Source organism: Rugamonas sp. FW305-51, assembly GCF_058786935.1.
The window spans coordinates 173,211-196,282 of record NZ_JBYSZG010000005.1; the positions used below are offsets into that span (position 1 = coordinate 173,211).

Genomic DNA, 23,072 nt, shown 5'->3' on the forward strand with positions numbered 1-23,072 from the left:
GGGCATGCCCTAAAAATGTTACACCAAAGCAATTTCAAAGTCTACGCGGCGATGCTGAGCCGCATCAAGCGGCGGCCACGCCGTAGCGGGCGCGGTAGGCGGCCACCGCGTCCTTGTACTGCTGCAGCTGGGGATCGGCGCCGGCGCCGTTCAAGTAGCTGAACAAATCGTCAAGGTTGCCGATCGAGATCACGGGAATGTTATACGTTTTGCTCACTTCCTGCACCGCCGAGCTGGCCGACAGCGCGCCATCCTTGCCGGAACGCTCCATGCGGTCCAGCGCGATCAGCACGGCGCACGGTTCGGCGCCGGCGGCCCGTATCATGTCCACCGATTCGCGCACGGAGGTGCCGGCCGAGATCACGTCGTCGATGATGACGACCTTGCCCTGCAGCTTGGCGCCGACGATGGTGCCGCCTTCGCCGTGGTCCTTGGCTTCCTTGCGGTTGAAGGCGAACGAGGTGTTGCGGCCCTTGCCGGCCAGCGCCACGGCCGTGGCCGAGGCCAGCGTGATGCCCTTGTAGGCGGGGCCGAACAGCATGTCGAACTCGACGCCGGAGTCGAGCAGGGTCTGGGCGTAGAACTGGGCCAGCTGGGCCAGCGTGGCGCCGTCGTGGAACAGGCCGGCGTTGAAGAAGTACGGCGACTGGCGTCCCGCCTTGGTGGTGAAATCGCCGAAACGCAGTACACCCGTCGCAACGGAAAACGCGATAAATTCTTGCCGTAAGTTAGTCACAATAGCCTCATGTCAGAAAAGTGCCTGTATTTTAATCCGCGCGCCCGTACTGGACAATGCAAGCGCTCCGGCGCCGTTGCGCGCCGCCCCGTAAAACACGCTACACTGGCGCTTTTGCCCAGCCCGGCCTGCCCTGGCCCCTACGTATCCTATGCCAAAAATCATCTCCGCCAACCTGAATGGCATCCGTTCCGCCGCCTCGAAAGGCTTCTTCACCTGGATGGCCGCACAAGATGCCGATTTCGTCTGCGTCCAGGAACTCAAGGCCCAGCAGGCGGACATGACGCCCGAATTCCTCAATCCGGGCGGCTACCACGGCCATTTCCACTACGCGGAAAAGAAGGGTTACTCCGGCACGGGCGTCTACAGCAAGCGGCAACCGGACCGCGTGCTGATCGGCTTCGGCAGCCCCGAATTCGACGCCGAAGGCCGCTACGTGCGCTGCGACTTCGGCCAGCTGACCATCATTTCCGTGTACTGCCCGTCCGGTTCGTCCGGCCCCGAGCGCCAGGAAGCGAAATTCCGCTTCATGGACCTGTTCCTGCCCCATCTGGCAGCGCTGCGGGCCGAGGGCCGCGAAGTGGTGATCTGCGGCGACTGGAACATCGCCCACCACGAGATCGACCTGAAGAACTGGAAGGGCAACAAGAAGAATTCCGGCTTCCTGCCCGAGGAACGGGCCTGGATGACCCGCATCTTCGACGATGTGGGCTATGTGGACGTGCACCGCGGCCTGGACCCGCGCGAAGAACAGTACACCTGGTGGAGCAACCGCGGCCAGGCCTGGGCCAAGAACGTGGGATGGCGCATCGACTACCACGTCGCCACCCCCGGCATCGCGGCCCAGGCGCACACCGTGGCCATCTACAAGGATGAACGGTTCTCCGACCACGCCCCGCTGATCATCGACTACGCGGCCTGACGGGCCGCAGCCAACGGGCCGGGCGCGCCGCTACAGCGTGCGCCGGCTGGTGTAGCGGCGCCGCTCGCCCGTGAACGGGTCGTCGAAGGCGATGGCGCGCGCCAGCAGTTTCAAGGGCTGCGACACGTCGTCCTGCTTGCACGGCAGCGCCACCGGGTAGAACGCATCGTTGACGATGGGGATACCGAGCGACGACAGGTGCACCCGCAGCTGGTGCTTGCGTCCCGTGTGCGGACGCAGGCGGTACAGCGTGGCGTCGGCCCGGTGCTCGATCACGTCGATCACGGTTTCCGAATTGGGCTCGCCCTGCTCCTCCTTCATCAGGAAGAATTTTTCGCCATCGACCATGCGGCTGCGGTAGGTGAAGGGGAACTCGTAGCCGGCCAGGGGCGCGGCCAGCGCCTCGTATTCCTTCTCGATGGCGCGCTTCTGGAACAGCGACTGGTAGGCCCCGCGCGTGACCTGGCGGCAGGAGAAGATCACCACCCCGGCCGTCTCGCGGTCGAGCCGGTGGATGGGCGTGAGCTCCTCGTTGCCCAGCTTTTTCTTCAGCCGCACCAGCAGCGATTCATGCAGGAAGCGCCCGGTCGGTATCATCGGCACGAAATGGGGCTTGTCCACCACCAGCAAATCCGCGTCCTGGAACAGGATCTCCTCCTCGAACGGGATCGGCGTTTCCGCCTCGAGTTCGCGGTAGTAGAAGATGCGGATGCCGCGCCGGTAAGGGCTGTGCGGCAGCAGCGGCGTGCCGCTGGCGTCCACCACCCCGCCCCGCTCCATGCGCGCGCGCCAGTCCGCCGCGCTCACGGCCGGAAAACGCTCGGCCATGAAACTCAGCATGTCGGGCCAGTCGCCGCCCTGCAGCCACAGGTAGCTGGGCATGACGCCGTCGCGCATGGGCAGCGGCGGCTTGCCGTGCTTGTGTGCGTTGGCCGCCATGTCAGCGCTTGCTGATGGCCAGCGAGTGGTAGGGCGGCAGCGCGTTCGGGTCCAGCCCGCGCGCACGCGCGAACACGGGCAGCACCAGCGGCATGTTGCGGTTCATGTCGTCGATACGGGCATTGCCGCTGGGGTGGGTGGACAGGAATTCGAGCGGCTTGCCCTGGTTGAGCTGGCCCATCTTGGTCCACAGGGCCACGCCGGCGCGCGGATCGTAGCCGGCCCGCGCCGCCAGGTCCAGGCCCACCTGGTCGGCCTCGCTCTCGTCCTCGCGCGAGAACTTGAGCACGGCCAGCTGGGTGACGGCGTTGGCGCCGGCGTCCGTGATGCGCTGGTCCACGCCCAGCCAGGCCGACAGGCCGATGCTGGCCACCCGGCCGAACAGGTTGGCCGTGGTGGCCTTGCCGGCCCGCTCGCGGCCATGCTCGCGCAGCGCGTGGCCGATCTCGTGGCCCATCACGATCGCCACTTCATCGTCCGTCAGATTGAGCTTGGTCAGGATGCCGCTGTAGAAGGCGATGCGCCCGCCCGGCATGCAGAACGCGTTCACGGTGCCGGAATTGAGCAGGTTGACTTCCCACTTCCAGTTGGCCGACTCCGGGTTCCAGCGCGCCGTGTAGGGGATCAGGCGGCGGGCGATGGCGCGCAGGCGGATGACCTGCGGGTGGTTGTCCGGCATCAGCGCCTGTTTCTGCTGCGCCTCGCCCAGCAACTGGGCGTACTGCTGGCGCGATTGCTGGTCCACCTGCTGCTGGTCCTCGAAATTGCGGAACTTCGACAGCGGCTTGACGGGGATGCCGTCCGAATAATTCTGGGGCGATGCCAGCGGCGCGGCGGCCAGTCCGGCCACCAGCGCCAGCGCGAGGGCGCTACGTTTGAGGGTGTTCATGTGGTGCATTCCATGGTGCGATTTTCGGCAGCATCATCATGGCAGGAAATGCAAGGACGAAGCACACGATAAAGAACGTGAACCAGCCCGTTTCGGCCACGATGAAGCCGACCGAGGAATTGATAAAAGTGCGCGGTACAGCGGCAAGGCTGGAAAACAGCGCGTATTGGGTAGCAGTGTAACGCGGATCGGTCGAGCGCGATATAAACGCCACCAGGGCGGCCGCGCCCAGCCCCGTGCTGGCGAACGCTTCGAAGCCGAAAACGGCGCTCAGCAGCACGGCATGGGGCCCCACCTGGGCCAGCCAGGCAAAGCCCAGGATGGCCAGCGCCTGCAGCACGCCGAATACCCACAGCGCCCGGTTGATGCCCAGCTTGACCATCCACACCCCGCCCACCACGCCGCCGGCCAGGCTGGCCCACCAGCCGGTGGCGTTGGCCGCCAGGCCGATCTGCCTGGTGCTGAAGCCGATGTCGAGGAAGAACTTGGTCGACAGCGCCGTCGCCATGCTGTCGCCCAGCTTGTACAGCAGGACGAAGGCGACGATCATGATGGCCTTGTTCCAGCCGTCGCGCCGCACGAATTCGCGGAACGGCAGCACGATGGCCTGCTGCATGTTACGCGGCGGCTCGCCGTACACGGCCGGTTCCTTGACCAGCAGCGTGCAGGCCAGCCCCGGCAACATGAAGGCGGCCACGATCCAGAATACGCTCTGCCACGGCATGCTGTCGGCCAGCACCAGCCCCAGCGCGCTGGGGATCAGGCTGGCCGCCTTGTAGGCGTTGACGATGACGGCTGCGCCCAGGCCCTGCTCGGCGTCGCTCAGCGACTCGCGCCGGAAGGCGTCGATCACCACGTCCTGGCTGGCCGACAGGAAGGCGACGGTGGCGACGAATACGGCGATCAGGCCCAGCTGGGTTTTCGGGTCCAGCATGCCCATGGCGCCCATGGTCAGGAACAGGGCCAGCTGGGTCAGCGCCATCCAGCCGCGGCGCCGGCCCAGCCGGACTATGCTGTAGCGGTCCATGAACGGCGCCCACAGGAACTTGAAGGTGTAGGGCGAAGTGACCAGTGCGAACAGGCCCAGGGCTTTCACGTCCAGGCCGGACGTGGCCAGCCAGGCCTGCATCAGGTAGATCAGGGTGTAGAGCGGCAGGCCGGAGCTGAAGCCGAGGAACAGGATGGCCACGGTGCGGCCATTGAGGTAGCTGCGCCAGCCGGCCGCGGGTGCGCCCGGCTGCCGGTCCGCCGGCTCCGGCGCCGCCATCAGGCCGATGCCTTCTTACGCAGCCGGAACACGGCCAGGTCGCCCCGCAAATTGGGCAGCACGGAGACCTGCTCGCCGGCGGCCAGGGCCACGCATTCGAGCACTTCCAGCCCGCAGTCCTCGGCCAGTTCGCGGAAGTCGTTGATGGTGGCGCAGCGCACGTTGGGCGTGTCGTACCACTGATAAGGCAGCGACTTGGACACCGGCATGCGGCCCTTGAGCAGCGCCACCCGGTGCGGCCAATAGGCGAAGTTGGGGAAGGAGACGATGGCTTCGCGCCCCACCCGCACGATGTCGCGCAGCAGCGGTTCGACGTGCTTCATCATCTGCAGCGACGACAGGCACAGCACCGTGTCGAAGGAATTGTCGCCGAACAGGCTCAGACCCTTTTCCATGTCCTGCTGGATCACACACACGCCGCGCCGGGTGCTTTCGAGCACCTTGTCGTCGGCGATCTCGATGCCGTAGCCGCTGCACTGGCGGTCGCTCTGCAAATAGTCGAGCATCACGCCGTCGCCGCAACCGACGTCGAGCACGTGGGCCTGCTTGGGCACCCAGTGGGCGATGAAGGCCAGGTCGGGACGGGCGCTGCTTAATTGTTCAAAATTCATCAAATTTATTCCGAGAAACCTCGTCCTTCAGAACGAGGAGTGAAAGGAACCGGCTCCGCAGGAGTCGATGCGCGCGTGGCAGTCACGGAACTCATTCGTCCCCTACTGGTCAAACATACATGAAACTGGTCTACCGGTACCGCGTCAAATCGTTGACGGGCTTGCTGAACCGGCAAGCGCGGGCGGTTAATTTCGTCTGGAACTACTGCAATGACCGACAGAAGGATGCCCTGCGTTTCGGCCGGCGCTGGCATACGGGGTTCGACCTGATCAAACTGACGACGGGATGCAGCAAGGAACTCGGACTGCATTCCGGCACGGTCAACGATGTCTGTCAGCAATACGCCAAGTCCCGTTCCCTGTCGCGCCGTCCCTATCTGCGCTATCGCGGCAGAAAGTCCCTGCCCTGGGTACCGCTGAAAGGACGAGACCTGAAGCGCGAGGGCGATGCTTTCCGGTTTGCCGGCAACACGTTTCGGGTCTTCCTTTCCCGGCCTCTGCCTGAAGGCAAGATTCTTGACGGTAGCAATTTTTCGTGTGACCGGCGCGGCAACTGGTATCTCAATATTGTCGTTGAAGTGGCGCCAGCCCCGACCCGGGCGCCGGTACTCGGCGTCGGCATCGATCTGGGCTTGAAGGAATTGGCCACGCTGAGCGACGGCAGCACCATCGCCGCGCCCCATTTCTACCGCAACGCCGAGGCGGCGCTGGCCGTGGCGCAGCGTGCGCGCAAGAAGCGGCGCATCCAGGCCATCCATGCCAAGGTCGCCAACCAGCGGCGGAACTATTTGCATACCCGCACCAGCGCGCTCATTGCCGCCTTCGATTACATCGTGGTCGGTAACGTCAACGCCAGTGCGCTCGCCAGAACCAGCATGGCGAAGTCGGTCTACGACATTGGCTGGTCGTCCTTCCGTCGTCAACTGGCGTACAAGGCTGTTAAGCATGGCGCCTGGTTTGAGGAAGTGGACGAACGTTACACCACCCAGGTCTGCTCGCATTGCGGCGCCATGCCCGATACGAGGCCTAGCGGTATCGCAGACCTTGGAGTAAGAGTGTGGACTTGCAGTGATTGCGGTGTGGTACATGATCGTGATCGTAATGCTGCGATAAACATACTCCGTCGCGGACGTGCGACGCCAGTTGTGGGAATCTCCGTCCTTTAGGGCGGAGAGGACGTCAAGCGTATTCCTTTTTGCTGCCGGCGGGCGCGGCCTGGATCGGCGCGCCCAGCTCTTTCCACACCTGCTCGTAATAGGCCCGCACCAGGTTCATGTAGCGCGGATCCTCCAGCAGGAAGGCATCGTGGCCGTGCGGCGCGTCGATCTCGGCATAGGTGACGGGCCGGCGGTTGGACACCAGCGCCTGCACGATCTCCTGGCTGCGCTCGGGCGAGAAGCGCCAGTCGGTGGTAAATGACGCCAGCAGGAATTTGGCCTTGGTGCCGGCCAGGGTCCTGGCCAGGTCGCCGCCGTGGGCGCGCGCCGGGTCGAAGTAGTCGAGCGCCTTGGTGATCAGCAGGTAGGTGTTGGCGTCGAAGTATTCGCTGAACTTGTCGCCCTGGTAGCGCAGGTAGGACTCGATCTCGAAATCGACGCCGAAACCGAACTTGTAGTTGCCGTCGCCGTTCTTGGAGACGTCGCGCAGCTTGCGGCCGAACTTCTCGGCCATGTCGTCGTCCGACAGGTAGGTGATGTGGCCCACCATGCGCGCCACGCGCAGGCCGTTGCGCGGCACCACGCCGTGCTCGTAGAAGTCGCCGCCGTGGTAGTCGGGGTCCGACAGGATGGCCTGGCGCGCCACGTCGTTAAAGGCGATGTTCTGGGCCGACAGCTTGGGCGTGGAGGCGATCACCACGCAGTTGCGCAACCGGTCCGGGTACATGATGCTCCAGGCCAGCGCCTGCATGCCGCCCAGCGAGCCGCCCATGACGGCGGCGAACCGGGTGATGCCCAGCCGGTCGGCCAGCAGCGCCTGCGAGGCCACCCAGTCCTCCACCGTCACCACGGGGAAGGCGGCGCCATAGGGCTTGCCGGTGGCCGGGTTGTTGTGCATGGGGCCCGTGGAGCCGAAGCAGGAGCCCAGGTTGTTGATGCCGATGACGAAGAACTTGTCGGTGTCGAGCGGCTTGCCCGGTCCCACCATGTTGTCCCACCAGCCCGTGCTCTTGGGCTTGCCCTCGTATTCGCCGGCCACGTGGTGCGAGGCGTTCAGGGCGTGGCAGACCAGCACCGCGTTCGACTTGTCGTCGTTCAGGGTGCCGTAGGTTTCGTACATCAGCGTGTAGTCTTGCAGCGTGGCGCCGCTCTGCAGCGCCAGCGGCTGCGCAAAGTGCATGGTTTGCGGCGACACGTATCCAATCGATGGCATGTGGTTTTCGGTTGTCTATGGGGCGGCCCCACGGGCCAGATTATCAATGCGGAACCGCGAGGGTGGGTTCCGCAGGCTTGCCAGCAATGCAGATTGTACCGCGATGGTGGTTACATCAGCTGCAATTGCCGGACCGCGTCGGCGATGGCATCGGGCTCCATCGAACGCATGATCTTGCGCGTCTGGGGCGCCAGCCGCGTCAGGTCGCTGTTCAGGATCTCCTGCTTGACCGACAGCAGCTGCGCCGGGTGCATGGAGAATTCGCGCAGCCCCATGCCCAGCAGCAGGCGCGTGAGCTTGACGTCGCCCGCCATCTCGCCGCACACGGCCACGTCGATGCCGGCCTTGTCGCCGGCCGCGATGGTCATGGCGATCAGCTGCAACACCGCCGGATGCAGGGGATTGTAAAGGTGCGCCACCTCATAATCAACCCGGTCGATGGCCAGCGTGTACTGGATCAGGTCATTGGTGCCGATCGACAGGAAGTCCATGCGCTTGACGAACATGGGCAGCGCCAGCGCGGCGGCCGGAATCTCGATCATGGCGCCCACTTCGACCGTTTCGTCGAATTTGACGCCCTCCTCGCGCAGCTCGGCCTTGGCCTGGGCCACCATGGCCAGCGACTGGTCGATCTCGAAGGCGTGCGCCAGCATCGGGATCAGGATGCGCACCTTGCCGAAGGCCGAAGAACGCAGGATGGCGCGCAGCTGCGACAGGAAGATCTGCGGTTCGGCCAGGCAGTAGCGGATCGCGCGCAGGCCCAGGGCCGGGTTGAGGGCCGTGTGTTCGGTCTGGTCGAGCGGCTTGTCGGCGCCGATGTCGAGCGTGCGGATGGTGACGGGACGGCCCTTCATGGCCAGCACGGCCCGTTTGTACTGCTCGAACTGCTCGTCCTCGGATGGAATGCGGCTGTTGCGGCCCATGAACAGGAATTCGGAGCGGAACAGGCCCACGCCGTTGGCGCCGGCCTCCATGGCGGCCGCACAGTCGTCGGGCAGCTCGATGTTGGCCAGCAGCGTGATGGTGGTGCCGTCCTTGGTGATGGCCGGGGTTTTCTTGAGCTTGTTGAGCTTCTTGCGGGCCCGCTGCAGCGCGTTCTGGCGCTCGCGGTACTGCTCCAGCACCAGCGCGCTGGGGTTGACGATGACCACGCCGGCGTCGCCGTCGATGATGATCCAGTCGTCCTGCTCGACCAGGGTGGAGGCCTGCGACATGCCGACGGCGGCCGGGATGTCCAGGCTGCGCGCCACGATGGCCGTGTGCGAGTTCTGGCCGCCCACGTCCGTGACGAAGCCGATGAAGGAGCGGTCGCGGAACTGCAGCATGTCGGCCGGCGAGATGTCGTGCGCCACCACGATCATCTGGGCCTGGTATTCGTCGTCGCCGGCCGTCGGCAGCGCCTGGGCGCTGCCCATCAGCACCTTGAGCACGCGCTCGGCCACCTGCTGGATGTCGGCCTTGCGCTCGCGCAGGTAGGGATCCTCGATTTCGTCGAACTGGGCCGACAACTCGTCGATCTGGGTCAGCAGCGCCCATTCGGCGTTGTAGTGGCGGGAGCGGATGATGTCGAGCGGCGCCTCCGAGATCATGGGGTCCGACAGGATCAGGGCATGCACGTCGATGAAGGCGCCCAGCTCGGTGGGCGCGTCCTTGGGCAGGTCCAGCCACAGGGTCTGCAGTTCCTTGTGCACGGCCACCAGCGCCTGCTGCAGGCGCTGCACTTCGGCCTCCAGGTGCTCCTCGGCCACCAGGTAGTGCTTGACCTCGAGCGCGGCCGCCGCCAGCAGGTGGGCCCGGCCGATCGCAATGCCGCGTGAGACGGGAATGCCGTGGAGCGTAAAGGATGCCATGGGTGAACCTGTCGGGGTACGTGGACGGCTGCGTTCCGCGGGCATTACTCGCCTTCGCCGAACTTGTCGTTGACCAGTGCTGCCAGTGCGGTGATGCATTCCTGCTCGTCGGCGCCGTCGGCCTCCAGCGTGACCTTGGCGCCCTTGCCGGCGGCCAGCATCATCACGCCCATGATGGACTTGGCATTGATGCGGCGGGCATTGCGGGTCAGCCAGACATCGCTTTGAAATTTTGCTGCCAGTTGGGTGAATTTGGCCGAGGCACGCGCATGCAAACCAAGCTTGTTGATAATCTCAAGTTCTTGTTGAATCATATTTTCTATCGTCTCAATCAGGAATGCGCACTGCAAAAAAGGCCACCGCCAGCCATAACGGCGGCCACATATTGAACCGGACGCACTAGGCGGGGCCCAGCCGTATCCGGTTGTCGACCCGCACGGCGCCGCTTTGCGCGCCGGCCAGGGCCATTTCCACCACCACGTCCAGCGTATCGCGCCGGTAGGTGATGGCCCGCAGCAGCATCGGCAGGCTGATGCCCGCGATCACCTCCACCCGGCCGGCGTCGGCCAGCTTGTTGCAGCAGTTGGCCGGGGTGCCGCCCTTGATATCGGTGATCACCAGCACGCCGTCGCCCTCGTCGAGCCGGGCGATGGCGGCCGCCGCCAGCGCCTGCACTTCGGCCAGGTCCTGGTCCGCCACCACGTCGATCGCTTCCAGCCGTTCCGTCGGGCCCCGGAAAACGTGGGCGCAGGCAGCGATGAACGCCTGCCCCAACGGCGCGTGAGTCATAAGCAGTATGCCAACCATAAGTTTAAACCGCCAGTAAGCGCGCCCGCTTTACAACGCAGGACGCACAAATTATCTGAATTTCGGGCTTCATGCCTGCGCCGCGCCCTGCTCCACCGCATCGATGAACATGGCCGCCACGTTAAAGCCGGTCTGCTGCGCGATCTCCTGGAAGCAGGTGGGGCTGGTGACGTTGACTTCGGTCAGGTAATCGCCGATCACATCCAATCCTACCAGCAACAGGCCGCGGCTGGCCAATACCGGGCCCAGCGTCTCGGCGATCTCGCGGTCGCGCGCGCTCAGGGGCTGGGCCACGCCGGTGCCGCCGGCGGCCAGGTTGCCCCGCACTTCGCCCGCCTGCGGGATGCGCGCCAGCGCGTACGGCACCGGCTTGCCGTTGATGACGAGGATGCGTTTGTCGCCGTGGACGATCTCGGGAATGTAGCGCTGCGCCATGATGGTGCGCCGGCCATTGTCGGTCAGCGTCTCGATGATCGCGCCGAGGTTCATGCCGTCGGCCTGGACCCGGAACACGCCGGCCCCGCCCATGCCGTCCAGCGGCTTGAGGATGACGTCGCCGTGGTGGGCCTGGAAGGCGCGCAGGCGCGCCTCGCTGGACGTGACCAGGGTGGGCGCCGTGAACTGGCTGAATTCGGCGATGGCCAGCTTTTCATTGTGGTTGCGGATGGCGTCGGGCCGGTTGAACACGCGCGCGCCCTGGCGCTCGGCCAGCTCCAGCAGATAGGTGCCGTAGATGTACTCCATGTCGAACGGCGGATCCTTGCGCTGGATGACGGCGTCGAACGAGGTCAGGGCCGCCTCGTGGTGCAGGTCGGCGCGGAACCAGTCGTGGGCGTCGCCCGTGAGCGTGATGCGGGCCGCGGTGGCGTACACGGTGCCGCCGTCGAGCGCCATGTCCTTCTGCTCGAAAGCGTAGACGGTGTGGCCGCGGGCGGCCGCCTCCGCCATCATGGCGTAGGTGGAATCCTTGTAGGTCTTGAAGCTGGCCAGGGGATCGGCGAGGAATGCGATTTTCATGGGCGTTTCCATTCTGGGTAATGCCTGATTTTAGCCGACAAGCGCACTTGGCCGTGCGCGCCCCCCTCAAACGGCCCGTTCAATACACTTCCGGGTTCGGGTCGGTGCGTTCCATTTCCAGCGACGCGGCCAGCAGCGCCAGCCGCGCTACCACGCCGTACACGTAGAAACGGTTGGGCGCGGCCGTGCCGGGCTTGGCCTTCAGGTCGGGCACGGCATGCTGCTGGGCGAACGCCAGCGGCACATACTGGGAGCCGGGCGCGTTCAGGTTCTGGTCCACGCCCTTTTCCGCATGCACGCGGTAGAAGCCGCCCACCACGTAGCGGTCTATCATGTAGACCACGGGCTCGGCCACGGCATCCTTGATGCTCTCGAAGGTGGGCACGCCTTCCTGGATGATGATGTCGGTGACGGTCTTGCCATCCTTGACGATGGACAGGCGCTCGCGCTGCTGGGCCGTGAGCAGCTTGATCTCGGCCGAATCCTTGATGGTCAGGATGCCGGCGCCATAGGTGCCCGCGTCGGGCTTGACGATCACGAACGGCTTCTGGTCCTTGATGCCGTATTCCTTGTATTTCTTGCGGATCTTGGCCAGCAGGGTATCGATGTTGGCGATCAGGCAATCCTCGCCCTCGCCCGTCTGGAAATTCACTTCACCGCACTTGGCGAAGAAGGGATTGAGCATCCACGGGTCGACCCCGATCAGCTTGCCGAACTTCTTGGCCACTTCGTCATAGGCGGCGAAATGGTTGCTCTTGCGGCGCAGGGCCCAGCCCGCGTGCAGGGGCGGCAGCAGGCTTTGCTCGTGGATGTTCTGCAGGATGTCCGGGATGCCGGCCGACAGGTCGTTGTTGAGCAAAATGGTGCAGGGGTCGAAATCCTTCAGGCCCAGGCGGCGGCCGTTGGCCGAGCGCACCAGCGGTTCGATCACCAGCATGTTGCCGTCGGGCAGAGCCAGCGGCGTGGGCTCGGTGATCTCGGGCGACAGCGAACCGAGCCGCACGTGCAGGCCCGTCTGGCGGAAGATCTGCATCAGCCGCGCCACGTTCTGCAGGTAATGGGGACTGCGCGCGTGCACTTCGGGGATCAGCAACAGGTTGCGGGCGTCCGGGCAATACTTGTCGATGGCGGCCATGGCGGCCTGCACCGACAGCGGCAGCATTTCCGTGGCCAGGTTGTTGAAGCCGCCCGGGAACAGGTTGGTGTCGACGGGGGCCAGCTTGTAGCCGGCATTGCGCAAGTCCACCGAGCAATAGAACGGCGGCGTATGTTCCTGCCACTCGAGACGGAACCAGCGCTCGATGGCCGGCGTGGCGGCCAGGATTTTTTCTTCTAGATCTAGCAGCGGTCCGGTCAGGGCCGTAACGAGATGGGGAACCATGATCACTTCCTTAATTGATGCGGGAGGACGACCCTCCAGGCACGCTGAACCACCTATATTACCGTGCAACTATACCAAATCGGGGCAATATTGCCTTTTTAAACCCCCAATAACGAAAAAAGGCGCCTCTTTGGGGAGGCGCCTTGCTCAGGCCCGCCAGCGGCGGGCCGTAGGGCATGCAGCGGATCAAGCGTGGTAGGCCGATTCGCCGTGGCTGGTGATGTCCAGGCCTTCGCGTTCCTCTTCTTCCGGCACGCGCAGACCGATGACGATATCGACCAGTTTGTAGGCGATGACCGAAACCACGGCCGACCACACGATGGTGGTGCCGACGGCCGTCGCCTGGGTGGTCACCTGGCCGACGATGGAGTAGGCGTCGGTCGACATCTTGTTGGTGACGTAGTCGAAGATGCCCTGGCCGCCCAGCGATGGTGCAGCGAACACACCGGTCAGCAGGGCGCCCATGATGCCGCCCACGCCGTGCACGCCGAACACGTCCAGCGAGTCGTCGGCGCCGATCAGGCGTTTCAGGCCGTTCACGCCCCACAGGCAGACCACGCCGGCCAGCAGGCCGATCACCAGGCCGCCCATCGGACCGACATAACCGCAGGCCGGGGTGATGGCCACCAGGCCGGCCACGGCGCCGGACGCAGCGCCCAGCATGGAAGGCTTGCCCTTGACAACCCACTCGCCGAACAGCCAGGAGACGGCCGCCGCAGCGGTAGCCAGCAGGGTGTTGACGAAGGCCAGTGCGGCCACGTCGCCCGCTTCCAGTGCGGAACCGGCGTTGAAACCGAACCAGCCCACCCACAGCAGCGAAGCGCCGATCATGGTCATGGTCAGGGAGTGCGGAGCCATCGATTCGCGGCCATAACCGACGCGCTTGCCGATCATGATGGCGCCGACCAGGCCGGCAACGGCGGCGTTGATGTGCACCACGGTGCCGCCGGCGAAGTCCAGCGCACCCTTCTGCCACAGCCAGCCAGCCTTGGCCGTTTCAGTGGCCAGCGTCGCGGCGTCCTTGATGGCGTCCGGACCGGTCCAGAACCAGACCATGTGGGCGATCGGCAGGTAGGAGAAGATGAACCACAGCACGACGAAGGCCAGCACGGCGGTGAACTTGGCGCGCTCGGCGAAGGCGCCGATGATCAGGCCGCAGGTGATGGCGGCAAACGTGCCCTGGAACGCGACATAGACGAATTCCGGCAGCACGACGCCCTTGCTGAAGGTGGCGGCCGTCGAGAAGGTGGCCTTGACGGGATCCCAGATACCGTTCAGGAACAGGCGGTCGAACTTGCCGTAGAAGGCATTACCTTCCGTGAAGGCCAGCGAGTAGCCGAAGATGCACCACAGCACGATGATCACGGAGAAGATCATGAACACTTGCAGCAGGATGGACAGCATGTTCTTGGAGCGCACCAGGCCGCCGTAGAACAGGGCCAGGCCGGGAATGCTCATCATGATGACGAGCAGGGTGGAGGTCATCATCCAGGCCGTGTCGCCCTTGTTGGCCGTCGGTGCCGGTGCGGCAGCGGCGGGCGCGGCGGCAGGCGCGGCGCCGGCCGCGGCGGGCGCGGCCGAAGCGGCTGATGCGGCGGCGGCCGGGGCGGCAGCTTCCGGCGCCGGCGCGGCGGGCGCGGCGCTGGCGGCGGGAGCGGCGGCGGCAGGCTTCACCTCATCGGCGGCCATGGCCGGCAGAGCTGCGCCCAAAGCGAAGAGGACGGTGACTCCGGCCAGCCATGTTGTTATCGTTTTTTTCATCAATCTTCCCCTTAGAGAGCGTCGTTACCGGTTTCACCGGTACGGATACGAATGACCTGTTCCAGGTTGTACACAAAAATCTTGCCGTCGCCGATCTTGCCGGTGCGGGCAGCGCCTTCGATCGCTTCGATCGCCTGGTCGACGATGGCATCGTCGACGGCCGCTTCGATCTTGGTCTTGGGCAGGAAGTCGACCACATATTCGGCGCCACGGTAGAGCTCGGTGTGGCCTTTCTGGCGGCCGAAGCCCTTCACTTCCGTGACGGTAATACCTTGCACGTTAATCGCCGACAAGGCCTCGCGGACCTCGTCCAGCTTGAACGGCTTGATGATGGCGGTAATCAGTTTCATGGCAGACTCGCTTAGAAAGTTTTCGTGATGGTCAGGACGGCGCCGGTCTTGGCCAGGTTCTTGCCGTTAGGCGCGATGTACGCTTCCGTATCGGCATAGATGGCGGCCAGCGACACGGAGGCGAAACCGAAGTCCTTGGTCACGCCCACTTTGTAGTCGGTGTAGCTGGACGCGCCGTTATTCTTCACGTTCTGGTGGCCCACGTGCAGGTTCAGGTTGTAGCCGTCGTACACGTCGTAGTTGAAAGCCGCGTCCAGGTAGCCGCTGTTCTTGCTGTCGGCAAAGCCGAACAGGTTGGTGGTCGAATGCGAGTACTTGAGCGAGAACGGGCCGGCGCTGAGCTGGCCGTACAGTTCGAAGGTGTTGGCGTTCGGGTGCAGGCCGTTCGATGGGTAGAAGTAGTACAGGCCGCCCACGTCGTAGGAAATGTCCTTGGCGATTTCGCCGCGCTTGCCGCCGTACAGATCCCATTCGACGTCACCGTCACCACCGGCGTCCTTGGTCCATTTGATGGTCGACAGCCAAGTGCCGGCGTAGAAACCGGTCGGGTTGTGGGTATAATCCGCACCGCCCTGCAGCGCCGGGTTCAAACGGGTTTGCGAAATGCCGCGGTAACGGTAATCGCTGGCCAGGCCAATGTTGTAGCTGATTTCATTGTCCGGTTTTGCCTCAGGTTTCGCGTCTTCCGCGCGGGCCACGCCCATGGAAGCGAATGCTAAAGTCAACGCTGCGGCAAGAGTGAGCTTCTTGGTAAGGCATTTCATAACGATTTCCTTTAGGTTGAACTTGGTTAGCAGATGCGGTTTACAATTTAGGCTGAAAAACAAACGTTCCCTCCTTCTTTAGCAGAATGCGTGCCAGCTTGCGTTAAGGCAAGGGCGCTATAAAAGAGGCAAGCGTGTGCCGCTTGCTGGGGCAGCGGACGGCATCCGCGCGCGGACCGGAACAACTGTCACAGAATTCGCACCATATTAAAGCCGGGGTGCACCGCAATGGTGCGATGCATTGCCGACAACATCAAGGACTATCATGGACATGAACACTTTTTTTAATGACTTGCAGAGCAAGATCAACCAGGCAATCGAGAATTCGCCGGCAAAAGATATCGAAAAGAACGTCAAATCGATGATGACGCAAGGCTTTGCCCGTCTGGACCTGGTCACCCGCGAAGAGTTCGACGTGCAGGCCCAGGTGCTGGCCAAGACCCGCAGCAAGCTGGAAGCACTGGAGGCGCGCGTTGCCGAACTGGAAGCACGCTTGACCGCAGAAAAGTAATGTCATATCCGGACCGGGCGCTCGCACCGGTCCGCTGTGCAGCGGGCCACGTCGAGGCCGCCTGCTTTCCCCAGCTTGCCCCCGCTGTGTGACAGCGTGATGACCGTCGCATGGATGCGACACCTCCGTCCCTTGGGGCAGCTCAATATCGCACCGCCATAACGTCCTACGATTTCAGCAGCCTGTCCCCTTCCCCACCCAAGGATACCGATGAGCTTAGCTGTGCTGAAAAGCCGGGCGCTGGCCGGGATGGCGGCGCCGGAAGTGAGCGTGGAAGTGCATCTGGCCAACGGCCTGCCCTCCTTCACCATCGTCGGCCTGCCGGAAACGGAGGTCAAGGAGGCGCGCGACCGGGTGCGCGCCGCGATCCAGAACGGCGGTTTCGAGATGCCGGCCCAGCGCATCACCGTCAACCTGGCGCCGGCCGACCTGCCCAAGGAATCGGGCCGCTTCGACTTGCCGATCGCGCTGGGCATCCTGGCCGCGTCGCGCCAGATTCCCGGCCACCGCCTGCACCATTATGAATTTGCGGGGGAACTGTCGCTGTCGGGCGAACTGCGGCCTATCCGCGGCGCCCTGGCCATGTCCTATGCCATGCTGCGCGGGGGCAACCAGCACGCCTTCATCCTGCCCCAGGCCAATGCCAACGAAGCGGCGTTGGCGGGCGGCACCGTCATCCATCCGGCGCAGTCGTTGCTGCAAGTGTGCGCTCACTTTTCCTCGACGGACGCGGCGGCGACCTTGCCGCGCCATCTGCCCCAGATTCCCGTGGCCAGGCGCGATTATCCCGATTTTGCCGACGTCAAGGGACAGCAGGAACCGAAACGGGTGCTGGAAGTGGCGGCCGCCGGTTGCCACAGCGTGTTGCTGGTGGGGCCGCCCGGCGCCGGCAAGACCATGCTGGCCTGCCGCTTTCCCGGCCTGCTGCCCACCATGACGGACGCGGACGCGCTCGAAGCGGCCACCGTGCAATCGCTGACGGGCGAATTTCGCGCCGAGCAGTGGAAGCAGCGCCCGTTCCGGGCGCCCCACCATACGTCGTCCGGCATCGCCCTGGTGGGCGGCGGCAGCGTGCCCCGTCCCGGCGAAATCTCGCTGGCCCACTGCGGCGTGCTGTTCCTCGACGAACTGCCCGAGTTCGACCGCCGTGTGCTGGAAGTGCTGCGCGAACCGATGGAGTCGGGCCGTATCACCATTTCTCGGGCCGCCCGCCAGGCCGATTTTCCAGCCCGTTTCCAGCTGATCGCGGCCATGAATCCCTGCCCTTGCGGCTATCTCGGCCATCCGGCCGGCACTTGCCATTGCGCGCAGGACGCCATCGCGCGCTACCAGTGCCCATCGCGGAAGTTACACTAAAATTGCATTAAAATTTCAGCCAAATTTCCGCGTTTTTCCCTCGGGCAATTTTATAGCTGTCGACTTACAGTCTTCTATCGGAGGATTTCGCACCACCCGCTGTCGTATACCACGCAATTGATTTAACGCTCGCTGGGCGGCAAATTGCGGAACACATCGATGCTCTTGTAGAGCTCCTCGGCGAAGCCGGACTGCATCAAGCCGGCGACCCTTGCACGGACAGAGTGCCCTTTCATTTCGTGACCAAATCTGGAAATAAACCAAGGACCACTGTTACCACATTGGCTGGCAAACTTCGTTCTTATGAGCTCTGCGTATTCTGAGTTCAGCGCTCGCGCCTTCGCAAACAGGACTGGTTGCTGTTTTTGCAGAGGATTCGCGAGTACCTCTTGGACCTCGAGTAAGGACATGCCACAGACTTCCTCCACCCGGCGGTTTGTCAGCACCACAAGCAAAACCACCAGGTAGTCTCGTAGCATTGTTGCCCGCTCGTCGCGCCGAGCTGGTGCGAGCGCAAGGTCTTTATCAAATTTCGTGCACAACGATGCAAATTCCGCCTGTGTAGCCAGCCTTCTTTGAGAAAGCAGCTTGTTCAATTCCTGGGCCTCTGAAACTCCCAGCGCACGCCGAACGGCAGATTTGGTGACTGCTAGTCCTGATGCTTTTAGTCGACTAACCACATGCGTGATTTGTTCAGCAGAGAGTCCGCGGATTCTTAATGTGAGGTCGGAATCGAGAACGTCCGAAAACCATTGGGGGAATGGAATCATGCTCTTTGCCACAAGAGACCGAGATAGTCCCGCATTCTTCATGCAGCCTATGAATCTGTCCGGCCAATCTTGCATCAACCAGTATGCGTTTTCTAGGATTTCTTTGCGGTGGCGTAAGCTAAGCAATTCAATACTGCGCGCAGTTGAGCCAACATAACCTGCACCGAACGGAAGCACTCGACGCAACCTCGAACATGACCGACTCAACAACAACTGGGCAAGGCACCAGAGACCATCGAATAAATCGGTTATCTGGAAACATTGAGATACCTCCCGAGGAACTAGCCCTGTATTTACGGCTCGTGACAATGGCAGAGAAAAGCTATCTGCTTCGCCACCCCAACCATCTCGCAGCGCGGTCGCACAAAAAGGACAATGGCCCAAGTCTTTCATTTGTTTGGTGGGTAGTACCTTCAACGTGGCCGGCCAAACAGGTGCATTGCATGTGCCGCATCTCTCCAGGAGACTACAGCCGTGTATTGGGCATGTGCAGATAAATGCGAGACGCCACGTCAGGCGGAAATACGGCACTTCGTCCTCAGCCAAGCATTTCGGACAATACACGCTGGCTATCTTTCCATCACGGTTTCCGATAGGTATGACCCACCGAGGCTTCTTGAGAACCCCCGAGTGAATAAGCGCTCCATCGCATAAGTGCTCAAGCGTCATTTCTTCGAGAGCCTCGGGGTTGATGCGATACGAAGCACACAACCATTCCGCGTCGTACGCGGAGATACCTCTATCAAAATCTCTCGCGTGGCTCCGCGTGGAATATAACGGAAATCTGACAAACCCATTAGCCAAGCCACTCCTCTGTCTCCAGGAGGAAAGAGACTCATCCAAAAGAGGTAACGGCCTGACCAAGAACATCATGTCAACAGTCGAGATAATTATTGATTATCGCATTCAAAAACGGGTTTTCTTTTTCCGTAATAAATATCTGGCTTTTTGCATTAAAAAATGCTTACTGGGATTTTTCCTCCTACTTACCCCAAGCAACGCTAAATGCTTCTAGAGAAATACGAAAGCATTGATTTTATAGCGTCGAAATTTTTGCTATTAATATAACCAGTCATTCCTACGGCTCTAAATTTATTTAAAATATACAATATTAATTGTGCCGCCTTATAATCTCGCTCAAAAAAGCTATTTTCACCTCCTGCAATATTTGTGTGCGTTAAGTGCCACGGTGCAAATTTTTCATAGAGCGTAGTTAACCATGGCGGCCGCTCAATAGCGGGGGAGTTTTCTAACAAATAACCACAATTGCAGCGGTAAAGCGACTTACGTAGATACGTCAAGACCGAGTTACACTTCGGACAAAAATCGATTGGGAGAGCCCCATGCCGCGGACACGCTATCGGAATCGATGAATGAAAACTGACGGATTGCATCAAACCCTCTTTTATACAATCTGGACATACGCGTGATTCAACAACCAAGCCCAGACGCCGTCTATTATCCGCTCTTTGTATTATTCTAGGCTGTATATTTGTATAATTAAAATCCAATGGCCCAGGAACATCGGAGATTAGCATAGCCAGAGAATTGTCCGTGATTGCCAACAGCTCATGGAAACTAAATGCAAAGAACTTCATCAAATGTGGTATTCCATCTAAACGGTTTTCTTCGGCCAAATGCATTAGAAATTCTTGCCGATTAGGATTGACTGACGGTTCTGCGCGAACGTGTAAAGCATTGCGCTCGGATTGGCTCTTTGAATTAATTTATTTATCCTTTAAATTTTTTTAGGGATTTTTTAGAATCGAAGATTCCCCATCGAAATTGGGATTCGAAGTATCAAACCAGTTATGAAATGGCTCATTAGGCCTGTCAAGTAGTCGCTGAGGCCCTCCCTCGGAGAACGGGTTAACCCCTGCTGCTGCGTCCTGAAACAAACTATCAAAAGCACACTTCAAATCGCCACGAGCGATATGCTCTCGTCCATCTTTTACAGCTAATGCCACAGCCTCAGTCATCAATTCAAAAATATAATCGGAAATACCTCCTGTAGCCCAGTAAATGCTGTGTACCAATGCCAACTCATCTAACTTCGACAACTCGGCCAAGGGCAAACGCTTATCAACTTCGCGCAGAAATCTCGAAAAAATCCTAACTGACTCATTATTTCCGATATCGAAATACCTTATAATCATCTGTTTAGGTACGCGCCTTTTTAATTGAGCATTTTTTTCAGTAATTTGCTTAGCGGCTGGAGTACCAAACAATACAACCAGACATTGAGATTCATCAATTAAGTCTCTAATCCAGTTACCTACCTGCATTACACCACCGGCACTTCGCCTCTCAGGAATGTCTTGTACATCGTCAATCATGATAATGCTCGTTTGTGCAACTTTCAGATAATGGATGCCTCGATTAAACAAATCTTGCGCGCTACCAAAATTTGCTTTGGGTTGCTCAAGGGCACGTAAAAGTTGAACTCCCATACCTTTCTGCGTCGGTGCTGACGGAATCCGAAAGTGAACGACCGGAAAAAGACTCACTTGACCTGAGTGGTCGGGCGGACTAAGTCTTGCTATAAGATTTATGAGATGGCTCTTACCGCAGCCGCTACCAGCCAGTACGAGCATTGCTGAACCTCGTTGCTCGTTCTTGCATCTTTCAACGCCACGCTTTAACTGCCCCAAGACGCGCACGATTGCGGGATAAGGGACAGACATTTTGTTAGCCATGTAGTGTTGGCGTATCGATAATTCGACACCAACCCAGGTCGACTTTTCTGGAGCATTTGTTTTCATAGTTCTGGAAACTCCCATTCCTCATCGCTTGTATCGATTTTCACAGACTCTATTTCCATAATTTGGGATTCAAGTTCCGTCACAATTACTGTCTCCGAATTTGATTTTCCTGAAATGTCGAGAATCTCGCCAGCTCTTGCTGCAAATTTTCTTTCCCTAAATTTTGGAGACCGCGCCCATTGCTTTACAAACTCCGCCAACCTTCCCCGTGCTGCAAGGAGCTGTGGTATCGCAGGATTACGCAAGCCATCTCTAAGGGCCGACTGCCGTATGAGCTTATGCTGGGCTAGCGTTAGATACTTCGTGTACTCTGGATTGACGCTCGGCACTGAAAACCACTCTCTAAGAATCTCATCCAAGACGTAAATTTCATGCAAGCGCTCTGGGTCAAATCGAATACTAACTATGGCGTTATATCCAACCTTTTTCCTATATATTTCCAGCCAATTATTTTTATACGAAAGACCAACAAATAAAATACCTTCTGGACGAAGCCTTAAATTATGACGAAACATTGTGGCTATTCTCACCTTTTGAATATCAAAAGGTAATCTAGACCTATTACCTTCCTGTGCACACTCCCATTTTTGACGTGGCGTCATACCACCGGCCCTAGGAGTATTGCAATATACGTCATACACCCAACAGTGAAACCGTTTCTTAAAATCCTGAACTGTCAGAATGGCAGAGGCAAGTCCCTCATCAAGTAAATTTCGTGTTACCTTTGGCCCACCAAACCCAGGCAGTTTAATTAAGAAATCCTCTGTTAAAAATCCATTAAAATCCTCGACACATGACTTTTGCGTTGGTGTATATGGCTGCGCCCAAGAAATAATGGCATTCGACATCTCCAGCGCCGCCTCCTCAAGATTTCTGGCATGGTTATATAGTGCATTATCAAATACTATTTTCCCCATAAGCCCCATAAACGGAACTTCACTTTGAACTTCACTCCAGTCTGGGCCACTGAGGTCCTTCGGCAAAATTGAATTTGCTATTGCATTAATTGCGGACCAAGTATTCCGTGGCTTGTCGCTAATGGAGAATCCAAGCGGTACAGTGCTGTATTGGTCCACCCCTGAGGTAAGATATATTCTTCCGCATGGCAATCCTGTTCTTTCATCTATTGAATAAACTCTAGTATCTTTATCATCGAATTCAACAACTTCCAACGGGAATGTAGCTCGATTTCGCGGGTGCCAACTACGATATTTTTTGTTTGCTTCTTTTTTTCCGTATTTACGCAAGTATATTTCGTACTCCGTAAACTTAGATTTTACAATTGACGTTATTGTCGTTAATGAAGGCTTTAATAAAAACGCCTTTTCTTCACCATGTGAAATAATTAACCTATGAAATACATCGGCTTCAATTTTTCTAAAATTGATTTTTTCTTTACGGTCATTCTTTATTTTTTCTGTGCTTTGAAGAATTGCGCTTGCAGCTTCTGAACTAATTCTAGGTTTCCCGACTCCTCCACGGTTCTTGTAAAGAGGAATTGCTGCTCGCTTATCGCCTCCATTTCTCTCGATTGCCAGCCACCGCGTATAAATCGTTGACGCTTTCGGAGGTTTTGCGTCGCCTATTTCCTTGGCGATTCTCTCTACATCAAGTTCGATAAGAGGCTGTGGCCGCAGATTCCGATAACCGCGTGCTTGAAGCTCTTCGATGTATTTGAGAATTTTTAGTCCATAATCAACAGCGTTTTTGCCGTGGGTGGTTACCGCATTACCTAACACCTTGGGAGCGTCGTCCTCCACGAAGACATCGCCCGAAATCGCTCTGACTGCCTCTTCTTTCGTGCACGGAATAAGGTCGCCTCGCGCATATGCCGCTGCCAGTTCTGCGGTTTTTATGTGCTTAGCTTCCAACGTAAAAATATGCTCAAGACGCAAATAGCTTCCGAAATCTTCTGAAATTCGGAATACTGTCGGGCCTTTGCGGAACAATTGACCGATTTCGATGGCAAAGTCTGTTGGCGGACCTTTGCGATTTGCCTGATTAGCCAT

The 23,072-nt window shown here is 59.9% G+C and carries 21 protein-coding genes and 2 pseudogenes; 4 read left to right on the forward strand and 19 right to left on the reverse strand.

Annotated elements, in window-relative coordinates; genetic code table 11:
- Positions 1-64: 64 nt before the first annotated feature.
- Complete coding sequence (gene pyrE, locus AC3WOS_RS05945) at positions 65-736, reverse strand: orotate phosphoribosyltransferase (protein WP_492714942.1); 672 nt, start codon at positions 734-736, stop codon at positions 65-67.
- Positions 737-887: 151 nt separating this feature from the next.
- Between pyrE and AC3WOS_RS05950 the strand changes: the two genes are divergently transcribed.
- Complete coding sequence (locus AC3WOS_RS05950) at positions 888-1,658, forward strand: exodeoxyribonuclease III (protein WP_492714943.1); 771 nt, start codon at positions 888-890, stop codon at positions 1,656-1,658.
- Between the two features lie 30 nt (positions 1,659-1,688).
- On the opposite strand, the gene AC3WOS_RS05955 is transcribed toward AC3WOS_RS05950, so the two are convergent.
- The 4 genes from AC3WOS_RS05955 to metW are packed head-to-tail and all read right to left on the reverse strand — an operon-like array spanning position 1,689 to position 5,364.
- A complete protein-coding gene (locus tag AC3WOS_RS05955) occupies positions 1,689-2,597 on the reverse strand; it encodes a pseudouridine synthase (protein ID WP_492714944.1) in 909 nt (302 codons plus the stop codon).
- A 1-nt stretch (position 2,598) separates the two neighbouring features.
- Complete coding sequence (locus AC3WOS_RS05960) at positions 2,599-3,486, reverse strand: M48 family metallopeptidase (RefSeq protein ID WP_492714945.1); 888 nt, start codon at positions 3,484-3,486, stop codon at positions 2,599-2,601.
- Positions 3,467-4,753: an AmpG family muropeptide MFS transporter gene (locus AC3WOS_RS05965; protein ID WP_492714947.1), complete on the reverse strand. Its 1,287-nt coding sequence runs from the start codon at positions 4,751-4,753 to the stop codon at positions 3,467-3,469. The genes AC3WOS_RS05960 and AC3WOS_RS05965 overlap by 20 nt, the downstream gene beginning before the upstream one ends.
- Positions 4,753-5,364, reverse strand: coding sequence for a methionine biosynthesis protein MetW (gene metW, locus AC3WOS_RS05970; RefSeq protein WP_492714948.1), 612 nt, complete (start codon positions 5,362-5,364; stop codon positions 4,753-4,755). The genes AC3WOS_RS05965 and metW overlap by 1 nt, the downstream gene beginning before the upstream one ends.
- A gap of 119 nt (positions 5,365-5,483) precedes the next feature.
- Here metW and AC3WOS_RS05975 point away from each other — a divergent pair, with 119 nt between their 5' ends.
- The gene (locus AC3WOS_RS05975) at positions 5,484-6,530 is read left to right on the forward strand and encodes an RNA-guided endonuclease InsQ/TnpB family protein (protein WP_492714949.1); all 1,047 of its coding nucleotides are present in this window, start codon (positions 5,484-5,486) and stop codon (positions 6,528-6,530) included.
- A gap of 13 nt (positions 6,531-6,543) precedes the next feature.
- Here AC3WOS_RS05975 and metX read toward each other — a convergent pair whose 3' ends face one another.
- The 9 genes from metX to AC3WOS_RS06020 form a co-directional block, all read right to left on the reverse strand.
- A complete protein-coding gene (gene metX / locus AC3WOS_RS05980; protein WP_492714987.1) occupies positions 6,544-7,701 on the reverse strand; it encodes a homoserine O-succinyltransferase MetX in 1,158 nt (385 codons plus the stop codon).
- A 143-nt stretch (positions 7,702-7,844) separates the two neighbouring features.
- Positions 7,845-9,584 carry a phosphoenolpyruvate--protein phosphotransferase gene (ptsP, locus tag AC3WOS_RS05985; RefSeq protein ID WP_492714951.1) on the reverse strand — a complete coding sequence of 580 codons (1,740 nt, stop codon included), beginning with the start codon at positions 9,582-9,584 and terminating at the stop codon, positions 7,845-7,847.
- A gap of 44 nt (positions 9,585-9,628) precedes the next feature.
- Complete coding sequence (locus tag AC3WOS_RS05990; RefSeq protein WP_492714952.1) at positions 9,629-9,898, reverse strand: HPr family phosphocarrier protein; 270 nt, start codon at positions 9,896-9,898, stop codon at positions 9,629-9,631.
- Positions 9,899-9,983: 85 nt separating this feature from the next.
- Positions 9,984-10,391: a PTS sugar transporter subunit IIA gene (locus tag AC3WOS_RS05995; RefSeq protein ID WP_492714953.1), complete on the reverse strand. Its 408-nt coding sequence runs from the start codon at positions 10,389-10,391 to the stop codon at positions 9,984-9,986.
- Positions 10,392-10,460: 69 nt separating this feature from the next.
- Entirely contained in the window at positions 10,461-11,408 is a 948-nt protein-coding gene (gene gshB, locus AC3WOS_RS06000; RefSeq protein WP_492714954.1) for a glutathione synthase, read from the reverse strand.
- Positions 11,409-11,487: 79 nt separating this feature from the next.
- Positions 11,488-12,789: a glutamate--cysteine ligase gene (gshA, locus tag AC3WOS_RS06005; protein WP_492714955.1), complete on the reverse strand. Its 1,302-nt coding sequence runs from the start codon at positions 12,787-12,789 to the stop codon at positions 11,488-11,490.
- 186 nt (positions 12,790-12,975) lie between these two features.
- Entirely contained in the window at positions 12,976-14,550 is a 1,575-nt protein-coding gene (locus AC3WOS_RS06010; RefSeq protein ID WP_492714956.1) for an ammonium transporter, read from the reverse strand.
- A gap of 11 nt (positions 14,551-14,561) precedes the next feature.
- The gene (locus AC3WOS_RS06015) at positions 14,562-14,900 is read right to left on the reverse strand and encodes a P-II family nitrogen regulator (RefSeq protein WP_182154433.1); all 339 of its coding nucleotides are present in this window, start codon (positions 14,898-14,900) and stop codon (positions 14,562-14,564) included.
- A gap of 11 nt (positions 14,901-14,911) precedes the next feature.
- Positions 14,912-15,664 carry a TorF family putative porin gene (locus tag AC3WOS_RS06020; RefSeq protein ID WP_492714957.1) on the reverse strand — a complete coding sequence of 251 codons (753 nt, stop codon included), beginning with the start codon at positions 15,662-15,664 and terminating at the stop codon, positions 14,912-14,914.
- Between the two features lie 265 nt (positions 15,665-15,929).
- Between AC3WOS_RS06020 and AC3WOS_RS06025 the strand changes: the two genes are divergently transcribed.
- Positions 15,930-16,175 carry an accessory factor UbiK family protein gene (locus AC3WOS_RS06025; protein ID WP_492714959.1) on the forward strand — a complete coding sequence of 82 codons (246 nt, stop codon included), beginning with the start codon at positions 15,930-15,932 and terminating at the stop codon, positions 16,173-16,175.
- Positions 16,176-16,385: 210 nt separating this feature from the next.
- Positions 16,386-17,507: pseudogene (locus AC3WOS_RS06030) on the forward strand (YifB family Mg chelatase-like AAA ATPase); the annotation flags it as partial.
- A gap of 146 nt (positions 17,508-17,653) precedes the next feature.
- Here AC3WOS_RS06030 and AC3WOS_RS06035 read toward each other — a convergent pair.
- The 5 genes and pseudogenes from AC3WOS_RS06035 to AC3WOS_RS06055 form a co-directional block, all read right to left on the reverse strand.
- Complete coding sequence (locus tag AC3WOS_RS06035) at positions 17,654-18,301, reverse strand: hypothetical protein (protein ID WP_492714990.1); 648 nt, start codon at positions 18,299-18,301, stop codon at positions 17,654-17,656.
- A 474-nt stretch (positions 18,302-18,775) separates the two neighbouring features.
- A pseudogene (locus AC3WOS_RS06040) lies at positions 18,776-19,174 on the reverse strand (TniQ family protein); the annotation flags it as partial.
- Between the two features lie 128 nt (positions 19,175-19,302).
- On the reverse strand, positions 19,303-19,944 hold the full coding sequence (locus AC3WOS_RS06045; protein WP_492714960.1) for a hypothetical protein: 642 nt from the start codon (positions 19,942-19,944) through the stop codon (positions 19,303-19,305).
- A gap of 105 nt (positions 19,945-20,049) precedes the next feature.
- Positions 20,050-21,063, reverse strand: coding sequence for a TniB family NTP-binding protein (locus tag AC3WOS_RS06050; RefSeq protein ID WP_492714962.1), 1,014 nt, complete (start codon positions 21,061-21,063; stop codon positions 20,050-20,052).
- Positions 21,060-23,072 (reverse strand): TnsB C-terminal domain-containing protein, encoded by a 2,013-nt coding sequence (locus tag AC3WOS_RS06055; RefSeq protein WP_492714963.1) that lies wholly within the window; start codon positions 23,070-23,072, stop codon positions 21,060-21,062. Before AC3WOS_RS06055 ends, AC3WOS_RS06050 begins: the two co-directional genes overlap by 4 nt.

Excerpts from the sequence above, each read along its gene's own strand:
- AC3WOS_RS05965 (WP_492714947.1), bottom strand. The coding sequence starts at position 4,753 with ATGGCGGCGCCGGAGCCGGCGGACCGGCAGCCGGGCGCACCCGCGGCC.
- AC3WOS_RS06025 (WP_492714959.1), top strand. The coding sequence starts at position 15,930 with ATGGACATGAACACTTTTTTTAATGACTTGCAGAGCAAGATCAACCAG.
- AC3WOS_RS06045 (WP_492714960.1), bottom strand. The coding sequence starts at position 19,944 with ATGCATTTGGCCGAAGAAAACCGTTTAGATGGAATACCACATTTGATG.
- gshB (WP_492714954.1), bottom strand. The coding sequence starts at position 11,408 with ATGAAAATCGCATTCCTCGCCGATCCCCTGGCCAGCTTCAAGACCTAC.
- AC3WOS_RS06050 (WP_492714962.1), bottom strand. The coding sequence starts at position 21,063 with ATGAAAACAAATGCTCCAGAAAAGTCGACCTGGGTTGGTGTCGAATTA.
- AC3WOS_RS05960 (WP_492714945.1), bottom strand. The coding sequence starts at position 3,486 with ATGAACACCCTCAAACGTAGCGCCCTCGCGCTGGCGCTGGTGGCCGGA.
- metX (WP_492714987.1), bottom strand. The coding sequence starts at position 7,701 with ATGCACTTTGCGCAGCCGCTGGCGCTGCAGAGCGGCGCCACGCTGCAA.
- AC3WOS_RS06035 (WP_492714990.1), bottom strand. The coding sequence starts at position 18,301 with ATGATTCCATTCCCCCAATGGTTTTCGGACGTTCTCGATTCCGACCTC.
- AC3WOS_RS06015 (WP_182154433.1), bottom strand. The coding sequence starts at position 14,900 with ATGAAACTGATTACCGCCATCATCAAGCCGTTCAAGCTGGACGAGGTC.
- AC3WOS_RS05950 (WP_492714943.1), top strand. The coding sequence starts at position 888 with ATGCCAAAAATCATCTCCGCCAACCTGAATGGCATCCGTTCCGCCGCC.
- metW (WP_492714948.1), bottom strand. The coding sequence starts at position 5,364 with ATGAATTTTGAACAATTAAGCAGCGCCCGTCCCGACCTGGCCTTCATC.
- AC3WOS_RS06055 (WP_492714963.1), bottom strand. The coding sequence starts at position 23,072 with ATGGCTAATCAGGCAAATCGCAAAGGTCCGCCAACAGACTTTGCCATC.
- gshA (WP_492714955.1), bottom strand. The coding sequence starts at position 12,789 with ATGGTTCCCCATCTCGTTACGGCCCTGACCGGACCGCTGCTAGATCTA.
- AC3WOS_RS05995 (WP_492714953.1), bottom strand. The coding sequence starts at position 10,391 with ATGGTTGGCATACTGCTTATGACTCACGCGCCGTTGGGGCAGGCGTTC.
- AC3WOS_RS05975 (WP_492714949.1), top strand. The coding sequence starts at position 5,484 with ATGAAACTGGTCTACCGGTACCGCGTCAAATCGTTGACGGGCTTGCTG.
- AC3WOS_RS06020 (WP_492714957.1), bottom strand. The coding sequence starts at position 15,664 with ATGAAATGCCTTACCAAGAAGCTCACTCTTGCCGCAGCGTTGACTTTA.
- ptsP (WP_492714951.1), bottom strand. The coding sequence starts at position 9,584 with ATGGCATCCTTTACGCTCCACGGCATTCCCGTCTCACGCGGCATTGCG.
- AC3WOS_RS06010 (WP_492714956.1), bottom strand. The coding sequence starts at position 14,550 with ATGAAAAAAACGATAACAACATGGCTGGCCGGAGTCACCGTCCTCTTC.
- AC3WOS_RS05990 (WP_492714952.1), bottom strand. The coding sequence starts at position 9,898 with ATGATTCAACAAGAACTTGAGATTATCAACAAGCTTGGTTTGCATGCG.
- AC3WOS_RS05955 (WP_492714944.1), bottom strand. The coding sequence starts at position 2,597 with ATGGCGGCCAACGCACACAAGCACGGCAAGCCGCCGCTGCCCATGCGC.